Source organism: Streptococcus sp. HMSC065C01, from assembly GCF_001813525.1.
Lineage (GTDB): Bacteria > Bacillota > Bacilli > Lactobacillales > Streptococcaceae > Streptococcus > Streptococcus parasanguinis_V.
The window spans coordinates 97,829-110,506 of sequence record NZ_KV812846.1 but is presented as its reverse complement, the minus strand read 5'-3'; the positions used below and the strand labels follow the sequence as shown (position 1 = coordinate 110,506).

General features: G+C 41.9%; 8 protein-coding genes. 6 read left to right on the top strand and 2 right to left on the bottom strand.

Annotated features, from left to right (window positions below; genetic code table 11):
• The first annotated feature begins 21 nt into the window (after positions 1 to 21).
• From glgP to nrdI, 4 genes are all read left to right on the top strand, one after another.
• On the top strand, positions 22 to 2,280 hold the full coding sequence (gene glgP, locus HMPREF2918_RS03930; protein ID WP_023919924.1) for a glycogen/starch/alpha-glucan family phosphorylase: 2,259 nt from the start codon (positions 22 to 24) through the stop codon (positions 2,278 to 2,280).
• Between the two features lie 491 nt (positions 2,281 to 2,771).
• Positions 2,772 to 5,600: a GbpC/Spa domain-containing protein gene (locus tag HMPREF2918_RS03925; protein ID WP_070594644.1), complete on the top strand. Its 2,829-nt coding sequence runs from the start codon at positions 2,772 to 2,774 to the stop codon at positions 5,598 to 5,600.
• 427 nt (positions 5,601 to 6,027) lie between these two features.
• A complete protein-coding gene (locus HMPREF2918_RS03920; RefSeq protein WP_049516112.1) occupies positions 6,028 to 6,543 on the top strand; it encodes an ABC transporter permease in 516 nt (171 codons plus the stop codon).
• A gap of 61 nt (positions 6,544 to 6,604) precedes the next feature.
• Complete coding sequence (gene nrdI, locus HMPREF2918_RS03915; protein ID WP_049516115.1) at positions 6,605 to 7,060, top strand: class Ib ribonucleoside-diphosphate reductase assembly flavoprotein NrdI; 456 nt, start codon at positions 6,605 to 6,607, stop codon at positions 7,058 to 7,060.
• Between the two features lie 240 nt (positions 7,061 to 7,300).
• On the opposite strand, the gene HMPREF2918_RS03910 is transcribed toward nrdI, so the two are convergent.
• The gene (locus HMPREF2918_RS03910; RefSeq protein WP_049515223.1) at positions 7,301 to 7,546 is read right to left on the bottom strand and encodes a hypothetical protein; all 246 of its coding nucleotides are present in this window, start codon (positions 7,544 to 7,546) and stop codon (positions 7,301 to 7,303) included.
• A 152-nt stretch (positions 7,547 to 7,698) separates the two neighbouring features.
• Complete coding sequence (argS, locus tag HMPREF2918_RS03905; RefSeq protein WP_049515225.1) at positions 7,699 to 9,387, bottom strand: arginine--tRNA ligase; 1,689 nt, start codon at positions 9,385 to 9,387, stop codon at positions 7,699 to 7,701.
• A 104-nt stretch (positions 9,388 to 9,491) separates the two neighbouring features.
• Here argS and argR point away from each other — a divergent pair, with 104 nt between their 5' ends.
• Complete coding sequence (gene argR, locus HMPREF2918_RS03900) at positions 9,492 to 9,932, top strand: arginine repressor (protein ID WP_023919910.1); 441 nt, start codon at positions 9,492 to 9,494, stop codon at positions 9,930 to 9,932.
• Positions 9,933 to 10,041: 109 nt separating this feature from the next.
• Positions 10,042 to 12,591, top strand: a complete 2,550-nt coding sequence (mutS, locus tag HMPREF2918_RS03895; RefSeq protein ID WP_070594643.1) for a DNA mismatch repair protein MutS — start codon at positions 10,042 to 10,044, stop codon at positions 12,589 to 12,591.
• The last annotated feature ends 87 nt before the right edge of the window (positions 12,592 to 12,678 follow it).

Genomic DNA, 12,678 nt, shown 5'->3' with positions numbered 1-12,678 from the left:
GAAACAAAGGAGACTCCCAACATGGAATCATTACAAAAATATGTGATTGATCATCATCAAAAAACAATTGCTGAATGTTCAAATGAAGAATTGTACATTGCCTTGCTAAATTACACCAAGCAAGCAAGCGCTCAAAAGAAAATCAATACTGGTAAGAAAAAAGTTTACTACATCTCAGCTGAGTTCTTGATCGGTAAACTCTTGTCTAACAACTTGATCAACTTGGGTCTTTACGACGATGTTAAAAAAGAATTGTCAGATGCTGGTAAAGACTTGATCGAAGTCGAAGAAGTGGAATTGGAACCATCACTTGGTAACGGTGGTTTGGGACGTTTGGCAGCCTGCTTTATCGACTCTATCTCAAGCCTTGGTTTGACAGGGGATGGGGTTGGTTTGAACTACCACTTTGGTTTGTTCCAACAAGTCCTTAAAAACAACCAACAAGAAACGATTCCAAACGCATGGTTGACTGACCAAAGCTGGCTCGTTCGTTCAAGCCGTAGCTACCAAGTGCCATTTGCACACTTCACATTGACTTCTACCCTTTATGATATCGATGTCCCTGGTTACAAGATTGATACCAAGAACCGTTTGCGTTTGTTCGACTTGGATTCAGTTGATTCATCTATTATTGAAGATGGTATTAACTTTGACAAGACAGATATCGCTCGCAACTTGACCCTCTTCTTGTACCCAGATGATAGTAACCGTCAAGGGGAATTGCTCCGTATCTTCCAACAATACTTCATGGTATCAAACGGTGCACAATTGATCATCGACGAAGCCATCGAAAAAGGAAGCAACTTGCATGACCTTGCTGACTATGCTGTTGTCCAAATCAACGATACTCACCCATCAATGGTCATCCCTGAATTGATCCGTCTTTTGACAGAACGTGGTATTGGAATGGATGAAGCCATCTCTATCGTTCGTAGCATGACGGCTTACACTAACCACACAATCCTTGCAGAAGCCCTTGAAAAATGGCCACTTGAATTCTTGCAAGAAGTGGTTCCTCACTTGGTTCCAATCATTGAAGAATTGGACCGCCGTGTTCGCGCTGAATACAAAGATCCAGCTGTTCAAATCATCGATGAGAATGATCGCGTACACATGGCGCACATGGATATCCACTATGGATTTAGCGTAAACGGGGTAGCAGCACTTCACACAGAAATCTTGAAGAATTCTGAGTTGAAAGCCTTCTACGACATTTACCCTGAAAAATTCAACAACAAAACAAACGGTATCACATTCCGTCGTTGGCTCATGCATGCCAACCCAACCTTGTCACACTACTTGGATGATATCCTCGGACGTGACTGGCACCATGACGCATCTAAATTGGAAGACCTTCTTTCTTATGAAGATAAAGATGCAGTCAAAGCAAAATTGGAAAACATCAAGTCTCACAACAAACGTAAATTGGCTCGTTTCTTGAAAGACCATCAAGGTGTGGAAATCAATCCTAACTCTATCTTTGATACCCAAATCAAACGTCTCCACGAATACAAACGTCAACAAATGAACGCTTTGTATGTGATCCACAAATACTTGGACATCAAAGCTGGAAATATCCCTGCTCGCCCAATCACTGTTCTCTTTGGTGGTAAAGCAGCTCCTGCCTACACCATTGCACAAGATATCATCCACTTGATCCTTTGCTTGTCTGAAGTGATTGCAAACGATCCAGCAGTAGCTCCACACTTGCAAGTGGTGATGGTTGAAAACTACAACGTAACTGCTGCAAGCTACTTGATCCCAGCTAGCGATATTTCTGAGCAAATCTCTCTTGCTTCGAAAGAAGCTTCAGGTACTGGTAACATGAAATTCATGTTGAATGGTGCATTGACACTTGGTACGATGGATGGAGCCAACGTGGAAATCGCTGAATTGGTTGGACGTGACAACATCTACATCTTCGGTGAAGATTCAGAAACTGTAATCGATCTATATGAGAAATCAGCATACAAATCAGCGGACTTCTATGAACGTGAAGCTATCAAACCATTGGTAGACTTCATTATCAGCGATGCCGTTCTTGCAGTTGGTAACAAGGAACGCTTGACTCGTCTTCACAAGGAATTGATCAACAAAGACTGGTTCATGACTCTTCTTGACTTGGAAGACTACATTGTCACCAAAGAACGTATGTTGGCTGACTACGAAGACCGTGATGCATGGTTGGATCAAGTCATCGTTAACATTGCTAAAGCAGGATTCTTCTCATCTGACCGTACGATCGCTCAGTACAATGAAGATATCTGGCACTTAAACTAATCATTAGTTGTTAGACCAAGGTTCTTAGGACCTTGGTCTTTTTCATTTCTTGTTATTTGGGAAGAAAAAGGAAGGAATTTAAAGAATGGACACTTCTGTAAACAGTGTTGTTTTTTTGAATTTTTCCGATCCGGCAGGGAAAAAATTACATAATTTTTTATTTTAACCTTCAAATCTAATCTATTGGTATAAAAAAATACTTCCCCTAAAAAAGCCTTCCGGTGAAATTTATAAAAAGAGAAACCGGGATGAAAATCCTTGAAAATAAAGGATTTTTCACAGGTTCTTACATATATTTTCAACTAAAAGATGAGGAAGGTCCGTAAGGTTTGGCGTTTCAAGTTGTTATATCTTTAAAGTAAAATAAAAAATTAAATAGACAAATATTTAAAAATGGTTGATTGTGATACAATAGAGTTAACTGGCAGTAGCATATTTTTGCCTCTACAGTGAGATTTTTTTAAACATAAACAAAAAGGAGAGTTTTGAAAATGAAAAGCTATCGTGAACATGTTTCGAAGCAGGAAAAATTTTCAATTCGTAAGTTATCAGTCGGTGTTGTTTCATTGGCCATCGCTGGATTGGCTACTGTTAATACCTACGGAGCAGAAGTGAAAGCAGATGAAGCAACAGCGCCTGCAACTGAAGCGACTACTACGGATACAGCAACAAGCGATGCAGCTGTTGCAACAAGTTCTAAGTTGACATCTACAACTGTGACAGAAGGAAATAAAACAGTTACGACGACTTATGTAGAATCACCAGAACTTGAAAAAGCAAAAGCTGATGCGGCTACAGAAGGTGTGACCGTTACAGAAGAAGCTGAAAAAGTCCAACCATCTATCGCAGCAGCAGAAGCAGATAATAAAGCTCAAACAGCTGAAATCAACACAGTAGTTGATAACTACAAAAAGGCAAAAGCGGAGTATGAAGCAAAATCTCAAGAAATCACATTGATTGAAAAGAGAAATGCAGAAGCAGAAGCGGCTTACAAGAAACAAGTAGAAGACTACAAAACCCAACAAGCAGCTTATGATAAAGCTTTAGGAGAGTACAATGCTAAAAAGGCAGCCTACGATGCTAAAGTAGCAGAAAAAGCAGCAGCAGATAAGGCCAATGCAGAAGCAAAAGCTAAGTATGAAGCAGAAATGGCTGTTTACAATACAGCGAAAGCGCAATACGATAAAGATTTACAAGAATACCAAACTAAGAAAGCGCAATACGATAAAGATAAAGCAGCTTATGATCAATTGGTAGCGAAGAAGGCAGAAGAAGATGCTGCTAAGGCTCAATACGAAGCTGATCTTGCAAAATACAATGTAGAAAAAGTACAGTACGAAAATGATTATATTGCTTATCAAAAGAAATTAGCTGAATACGAAGTTGCCAAAAAACAATATACGGACGCGAAACAAGCATACGACAAATATATGACAGACAATGCGTATGCTGACCTTAAAAATGTTTCAACTGTTCAAGATTTGACCTTCCAACGTGAAGGTGGTGCAACTCACACCATTGACGGCATCAGCACTTATCTTACTCGTGATGCTCAAGCTCGTTTAAATACAAGCAATGTCCATCAATATGATTCTAATAAATTGGAAGCTTCAGATATTGTAGCAACTAGTCCTTGGGCCAATAATGAAACTGAGTACATTCAAGTGAAAGAAGGCGATAAATTTGTCGTTACTTATGATAACTTGAATCAGTCCAGCATGCGTGAAAATACGGATATGCATCCAATCAAACGTGTGATTTACCGTTATGAGATTTTAAGTCTTCCATCAAATGATGGCAAAGGGATTGCAGCAGTCAACGCAGATCCAACGGTAACCATGACAGTGGGTGCTTCAACAGACCAAGACAAACCTGTTAAGGTTGCTGTCGATGTTGAATTCTATGATGGTGATGGCAATAAATTTGATTTGACTCAACGCAATGCCATTGTCGCTTTGAACTCGCTCAACCACTGGACAGGTGCTTCCTATGTCGATAGTGGAGACAAACCTCGTGCCCTTACAGTAGAAGCCAAAGATAAAGATGGCAACACTGTTCGTGGAACTTGGGATCCATATGCAGATGGTTCATCCATGAGCATTGAAAACAATGAAGTGAAGGTTAAAACAGGAAAAGCAGACTTTGGTACTGCAACTGTTTCCATTTCAGCAGACAACCCTCTCAAAATTGTGACTCAGAAATATGGTTATGTTAAAGATGACACAGGTAAATGGGTTCCTGGTACGACACCTGAGAAGGAAGAAGTAACAGATGCCTTAACTGTAAATGCTTCGGGTTCAGGAAGTGTTCATTCTATTGGTACAGAAGAATTTACCTTTGAAGGTAAGGATGATGTTATCGGATCATACAAAGTAGATGCAACTACAGGTCAAATTACGTTCACACCTAAGAAGAAATTTGAAAACGTGGAACACCAAGAGTCTGTAAATGTTGGAAATAATAAATTTATTCCAATTCCAAACTCAAGTGTTTCTTATGATGCTGCTACTAAAGAAGTGACTTCCTTTAAAGATAACCAATATATTGAACATGGATCTGTCTTTAACGGTGAATCTTCAACAACTCTTGAAGGTTGGGATAATCCATCTTCTCCATACCTCTATTATGGTGGAGCAGGCTTGAAGATGTCAGATGGACACTTAGTCTTTACGGCTAATGGTGCCAATGCGGCTGGTCAACCAACGGTTTATTGGTTTGCCATCAACTCAAATGTAGGTCTTCCTAAAGAGCCAGGAGAAGAACCGAAAGAGCCAACAAAACCAACAGAACCAAAGGCTCCAACTCCACCAACGATTACAGTGGAAAATCTACCTGCAGAGCCAACGAAACCAGAAGAACCTAAATCACCAACTCCGCCAACAGCACCTAACTACACTGTGATTACGGTCGATGTGGAGGAACCAAAATCACCAACTCCACCAACAGAGCCAACCCCACCGACTCCTGAAGTTGTTCCAAATACGAATCCGGTGAAACCGGAAGCTGAAGTGAAATGGCATAAGAATAAAGTGGTAACGGAAACAGATATTCCAACCCCACCAACGCCAGTTCCTCCAACTCCACCAACACCATATAACCCACCAACACCAATTGTTCCACCTACACCAATCGTTCCACCAACTCCAGAGGTTCCAACCGAACCAACTCCTGAAGTTCCGGAACAGCCTGTACAACCTGCGCAACCACAAACACCTGCGCTTCCAAATACAGGTACAGAAAGCTCAACTGCAGCTGTTCTTGCAGGTGCGATGGCTGGATTGCTTGGATTGGGTCTTGCACGCAAGAAAAAAGAAGATTAATTCTTCGTTCTTTCGTCCATTCATCTAAATAAAGAAAGTCAGAAGGCAAGTCCTTCTGGCTTTTTTGATGGGAGTGATGACCAAATAGTTGAGAAATAGAACAGAATAGTTTTTGGATAAGGAGAGGAAATGGCTTTTATAGACCAAATCGTGTCGAAATGAAGCAGAATAGAAATGGATGACACAAGAAGAAGAGAATGAGGTATACTGGTGGTGTTCGAATGAAAGTTTATAGGACTCCGTTATATCTCTAATCATTCCAATGATACAGTTGTGATGTCTTTTTCATCTTTTGCACACATTATTTTCCAAATGAATTTCATTTGAACGTATCAGTGATCAGGCAAGTGCTTCCACTGTTTTGAGGCGCTTGCCTTTCTATCTGTATCGCGATATAATAGGGTGTAAGAAATGAAAAGGAGTTTGTATGAAAAAGAAACCTATCTATCTTTACATCCTGTTATTTTTCTCTACGGTTGGAACCCTGACTTCAGCTGTCTCAACCTTTGGAGCTTCAAAGAGTTTTGAGCTGACAGATGATTTTGCGAAACAACTTGGTTTAACAACGGCTCAAGACAAGGCGGACTATGTGACATATTATGAGAAATCAGCCCAACTCAATCAGTCTCCACTAACCTTTTTATTTGTTTCCCTGATTCTGATTGCCTTACTGGCAACTTTCTATTTCCTCTTTATGAAGCAGGATCTGTTAACAGCCCATTATACTTACATGGGGCAGATTTTATTAAGTCAAGCCTTCTCTTGCTATAATTATTTTGCAGGGCGTCCGCTATTGGCTAGTTTTTCAAACCCGTCCCTTCGTCAACGATATCTAGCATCTTCGTCCATTGCTTTGTTGCTCTTGACTGCTTTATCCCTTCTCTTCCTTGGAATTGTTTTGTATAAAACCTTGCGTTTGAGAAAAGCTCAAGCTACGGCATAATAGATAAGTTTGAATGGAGCTCTCTTAGAGGATAAGAGAGCTTCTTGATTGGAGAAAAAAGATGAAAGTATCCTTTGTTTATATTAGTCTGAGTGGGAATACAGAGAGTTTTGTCCGCCGCTTAAGTGACTATTTGCTGGAAGCCCATCCCGGACTTGAAATCGAGAAAGTGCATGTGAAAGACATGGTCAAAGAGGGCCAGTCCTTCTTTGAAATGACCAATCCTTTTATCACTTTTTTGCCTACCTATTTGGAGGGTGGAAATGGTGTTGACAATGGCGATGTGGAAATTTTGACGACAGATGTTGCGGATTTTATTGCTTATGGAGACAATGCCAGCAAGTGCTTAGGAGTGGTTGGATCAGGCAATCGGAATTTTAACAATCAATATTGTTTAACCGCTAAGCAATACAGCCAACGCTTTGGTTTCCCCATGTTAGCCGATTTTGAAATGCGGGGGATGTTGGGAGATATTAAAAAAGTAGCCGCCATTGTAGAAGATTTGTATCATCTTTAAAATATAGAGAGTGGGACAGAAATTGGTCATTCGTTAGAATTCGATTTCGTCGTCACACCTCCGCACAGTTGAGTAGGGCTGTAAAAGCTGATGAAACCAGTGTAGTAGAGCTCGCTCAACCACTGCGTCTTGCTCGACAAACCAAAAATAATTGAGAGGCTAGGACTTTTGTCCCAGCCTCTTATTTGTTGCGACTGAATAGAAGAGGAGTCACATTTTATATGACTCCTCTTCTATGGCTTATTTTAATTTTTCTGTGATTTCTTTAGCAAGTAGGAGCCCCAATCGATAGTCTTTGTTGATGGCATGGATGACATCGTTGATATTGTCGGTCTCTTGGATTTTTTCCTTGATGCTATCTTTGAAAGCTTGATCTTTCAAGAGTTGCTCTTGTAAGAGCCGTTGTAGTTTTTCTCTCTCGTACTTGTTAAATAAAAAGAGGACCACTAAACTGATGAAAATTAAGATGTAAACGGTTTGATTCATAGATTTCTCCTGTATATAAAGGATCTGAAAATGTAGAGAATGAAAGGCATTGGACATGAGAAAAGGAGTGAGAAAGAACTAAATTGAATCGCATTTAGTTTCTCCTCTCACTCCCATAAGAGATGTTCTACGTATCCATCATAGATAAGAAATTACATTTTCTCAGGTGCATCGACACCAAGTAAGCGAAGGGCTTCTTTTAAGACTACTGCTGTTGAGTAGCTAAGAGCAAGACGGCTTTCGCGTTCTGGACTTTCATCCAAGATACGAGTGTGCGCATAGTATTTGTTGAAGGCTTGAGCCAAGTTGATAGCATATTTTGCGATCAAGGATGGATCATAGTTTTCAGCAGCACGTTTCACCACACGAGAGAAGTCTTGGAGAAGCTTGATGATTTCCCAGCTTTCAGGATCGCTCAAGCTGTATGTCGCATCTGTAGATGGTGTGAAGTTGGCTTTGCGAAGGATGGATTGGATACGAGCGTAAGCGTATTGAACGTAAGGTCCAGTTTCTCCTTCAAAGGATACCATGGCTTCGAGGTCGAAGTCATACCCATTGCGGCGGTCTGTCTTCAAGTCGTAGAATTTAACCGCACCAACACCGACTGCATGTGCCACTTCTTCCTTGTTTTCCAATTCAGGGTTCTTTTCTTCGATCTGCGCTTTGGCACGAGAGATGGCTTCTTGAAGAGTTGGTTCGAGAAGGATGATATTTCCTTTACGAGTTGACAATTTTTGGCGGTTTTTTGTCACCAAACCAAAGTCAACGTGAACCATATCGTCGCTCCAGTCAAATCCCATTTTCTTCAAAACAGCTTTCAACTGACGGAAGTGGTTAGATTGTTCTTGACCTACAGCATAGATGTTTTTCACAAAGTTGTAAGTCCGTGCACGGTAGATAGCGGTTGCGATATCACGCGTGATGTAAAGAGTGGCACCGTCTGATTTCTTAATCATAGCTGGTGGAAGGTTGACATCATCGAGCTCAACGATGCTAGCACCCTTAGACTCTTTCAACAAGCCTTTTTCTTCAAGAATTTGGACAGCTTCATCCATCTTGTCATTGTAGAAAGCTTCTCCGTTTAAGCTGTCAAATTCAACACCGAGGAGTTTGTAGATACGGTTGAATTCTACCAAGCTTTCGTCACGGAACCATTGCCACAACTCAGTCGCTTCTGGATCTCCATCTTCCAATTTCTTGAACCAGAGACGTCCTTCATCATCAAGCTCAGGATCGTTTTCGATTTCAGCGTTGATCCGAACGTAAAGTTTTAGCAATTCATCGATTGGGTTGGCTTCGACAGCTTCCTTGCTACCCCATTTTTTGTAAGCCACCATCAAGAGACCGAACTGTTTACCCCAGTCACCCAAGTGGTTGATTTTAATCGTGTTGTAGCCCATTTTGCGGAAGATGTTTGAAAGAGCATCCCCGATAACGGTTGAGCGCAAGTGACCAACTGAGAATGGTTTTGCGATATTTGGACTTGAAAGGTCGATGGTAATGTTTTGGCCATGACCTTCGTCTTGTTGACCATAGTCTGCACCTGCTTCGATGACGGATTTGATTACTTGATCAGAGATCTTAGATTTGTCTAAGAAGAAGTTCACGTAAGGTCCAGTTGCAACGACTTTTTCGAAGGCGCTTTGGTCGATCTTTTCAGCAATATCTGCAGCGATTGCTTGAGGAGCCTTGCGTTCCACTTTTGCAAGTGAGAAGGCTGGAAAAGCAATGTCACCAAGATCAGATGATTTTGGTTGTTCAAGCAAGTTTAAAATAGCATCTTGGTCAAGAGAGTCAATCACTTTGGCCAATTCACTAGCAATGAGTTCTTTATTGTTCATATTAGCTCCTTAGTCCTTTTAACTATTATTTTAACACAATTCTGAGCGAATTTTCAATTTTTTTGGTATAATTTAAAGTATATTTATTCAAAAGTGGAGGTCCAATGAAAAAGACAGAACGTCACCTTTTGATTCAACAAATGATTCGAAATGAAAAATTGTCGACTCAAAAAGAGATTCAGGATCGATTAGAAGCAAAAGGAATTGCTGTAACGCAAACAACTCTGTCACGAGATTTGCGCGATCTGGGTCTAGTCAAGGTGAAACGAAAAGACCAGTTGTATTATATTTTGCCAAATGAGCCTGAGGTGGCAGAGATTTATATTATGTTGTCCAGCCACGCCAAGTCTGTCTCACGAGCAGAATTCACTTTGGTTTTGCGGACAGAGCTAGGAGAAGCAGCTCTCTTGGCCAATGGTGTAGATGAAATGTCAGATGAGCGTATTTTGGGAACAGTAGCAGGGGCCAATACCCTCTTGATTGTTTGTCGAGACCAAGAGGCAGCCATTGAAATTCAAAATGAAATTTTAGGGATGATGCAGTAATCAAGCCCTGTTAAGATGTCAAAAGGAGGAAGATAGTGAGCTATCTACTCCTGTTTTCATCTATGGAGCTTGTGTCAGAAAATGATGCAACAGTAAGGAATAAAGAAGTATGGCAGTAGAGAAAATATCCCCTGGAATGCAGCAGTATCTAGATATCAAAAAAGACTATCCGGATGCCTTTTTGCTGTTTCGAATGGGAGATTTTTACGAATTATTTTATGAAGATGCAGTGAATGCAGCTCAAATTTTAGAGATTTCCTTAACCTCACGGAATAAAAATGCAGAGAATCCGATCCCCATGGCGGGTGTTCCCTACCACTCGGCTCAGCAGTATATTGATGTTCTCATTGAACAGGGATTTAAGGTCGCGATTGCAGAACAAATGGAAGACCCTAAAGAAGCCAAGGGGGTCGTTAAGCGTGAAGTCGTACAGGTGATTACGCCGGGTACAGTGGTGGATTCGACCAAGCCAGATAGTGAGAACAACTTCCTGGTTGCTTTGGATCGTTCAGGAAATGAGTATGGGCTAGCCTATATGGATCTGGTGACAGGGGAGTTTCAGGTGACGACCCTCAATGACTTTAGCATGGTTTGTGGAGAAATCCGCAATTTACGTGCGCGTGAGGTGGTCCTGGGTTATGAGTTGCCAGAACAGGAAGAGCGTGTGTTTGTTAGCCAGATGAATCTCTTGCTGTCACATGTAGAGACGGCGCTCGACGATGTTCAACTCTTAGGGGATCAGTTGAGTGAGCTAGAAAAGAAAACGGCTGGAAAACTTCTCCAGTATGTCTACCAGACACAAATGCGGGAATTGAGCCACCTCAAAAAAGCCCATCATTATGAGATTTGCGATTTCTTGCAGATGGACTTTGCGACCAAGGCTAGTCTTGATTTGACAGAGAATGCGCGGACTGGGAAGAAACATGGTAGCTTGTATTGGTATTTGGATGAAACCAAGACGGCCATGGGCGGTCGTTTGTTGCGGTCCTGGATTCAGAAACCCTTAGTCGATTTGAAACGGATTCGAGAGCGCCAGGACATCATTCAGGTCTTTATGGATCATTTCTTTGAACGGAGCGATTTGACCGACAGTCTCAAAGGGGTCTATGACATTGAACGCTTAGCGAGTCGTGTTTCCTTTGGCAAGATCAATCCTAAGGATCTCTTGCAGCTAGGAGATACTCTGGGGCATGTGCCGACGATCAAGTCGATTCTACTGGGGATTGGTGATCCAGTCTTAGATGTCTTAATTGCACGCTTGGATGAACTTCCTGAATTGCACCGCTTGATTACCTCAGCTATTGCTCCGGAAGCGTCTGCTGTTATTACGGAGGGAAATATCATCCGAACTGGGTTTGACGAGCAATTGGATCAGTATCGTGTCGTTCTTCGGGATGGTACTGGTTGGATTGCTGAGATTGAGGCCAAAGAGCGCGAAGCCAGTGGCATTACAGGTCTAAAAATCGATTACAACAAGAAGGATGGCTATTATTTCCATGTCACCAATTCTCAATTGAGTCACGTTCCTGCTCACTTTTTCCGCAAGGCGACCTTGAAAAATTCAGAACGCTTTGGTACGGAGGAATTGGCACGCATCGAAGGAGATATGCTAGAGGCGCGTGAGAAGTCTGCTAATCTGGAATATACGATTTTTATGCGGATTCGGGAAGAAGTTGGCAAGTATATCCAACGTCTGCAACAGTTAGCTCAGGCGATTGCGACGGTTGATGTTTTACAAAGTTTAGCCAGTGTCGCTGAGTCGCAACAGTTGAATCGTCCCTTCTTTCATGAAGAACGACGAATCGCGATCGACAAAGGTCGTCATCCGGTTGTTGAGAAAGTGATGGGAGCCCAGTCCTATATTCCTAATAGCATCTTTATGGATGAAGAACGGGATATTCAGCTGATTACGGGGCCAAATATGAGCGGGAAGTCTACCTATATGCGCCAATTGGCGATCATTGTGATTCTTGCCCAAATTGGCTCTTATGTTCCAGCGCAAAGGGCTGAATTGCCAATCTTTGATGCGATTTATACCCGGATCGGAGCTGCTGATGACCTGGTATCGGGTCAGTCTACCTTTATGGTGGAAATGATGGAGGCCAATCATGCCATTCGCAAGGCAACGCCTCAGTCCTTGATTTTATTTGATGAGTTGGGACGGGGAACGGCGACCTATGATGGGATGGCCCTCGCCCAGTCCATCATCGAATACATTCACGATCGAACCGGTGCCAAAACCTTGTTTGCAACCCACTACCATGAGTTGACGGCACTCTCAGAGACCTTGTCCCGTTTGGAAAATGTTCATGTTGCGACCTTGGAGCGAGATGGTCAGGTTACCTTCTTGCACAAGATTGAACCCGGACCAGCTGATAAATCTTATGGGATTCACGTGGCCAAGATCGCTGGTTTGCCAGAAGAATTATTGAAGCGGGCGGATGCGATTTTGACCAAGCTCGAAGGACAAGCCCAGCAAGTACCGCTTGCGGATGCAACTCCTAAAAAGGAAGTGTCTTCGCAGGTTGCTGAACAAATGTCCCTCTTTGAGGAAGAAACAGAAAATACAGTGATCACAGAATTGAAGAATCTGGATCTCTACAATATGACTCCCATGGAAGTCATGATGGCAGTCGCCGAATTGAAAAAGAAATTATAAAAGAAGATCCTCGTGACAGCGAGGATCTTTTATTGAAGACAAAGTCATCTTAGAAACTTTCCTTAAGTGAGTACGGACGTCAGCGAA

Coding starts and splice junctions, on each gene's coding strand:
- glgP (WP_023919924.1), top strand. CDS start 22: ATGGAATCATTACAAAAATATGTGATTGATCATCATCAAAAAACAATT.
- HMPREF2918_RS03925 (WP_070594644.1), top strand. CDS start 2,772: ATGAAAAGCTATCGTGAACATGTTTCGAAGCAGGAAAAATTTTCAATT.
- HMPREF2918_RS03920 (WP_049516112.1), top strand. CDS start 6,028: ATGAAAAAGAAACCTATCTATCTTTACATCCTGTTATTTTTCTCTACG.
- nrdI (WP_049516115.1), top strand. CDS start 6,605: ATGAAAGTATCCTTTGTTTATATTAGTCTGAGTGGGAATACAGAGAGT.
- HMPREF2918_RS03910 (WP_049515223.1), bottom strand. CDS start 7,546: ATGAATCAAACCGTTTACATCTTAATTTTCATCAGTTTAGTGGTCCTC.
- argS (WP_049515225.1), bottom strand. CDS start 9,387: ATGAACAATAAAGAACTCATTGCTAGTGAATTGGCCAAAGTGATTGAC.
- argR (WP_023919910.1), top strand. CDS start 9,492: ATGAAAAAGACAGAACGTCACCTTTTGATTCAACAAATGATTCGAAAT.
- mutS (WP_070594643.1), top strand. CDS start 10,042: ATGGCAGTAGAGAAAATATCCCCTGGAATGCAGCAGTATCTAGATATC.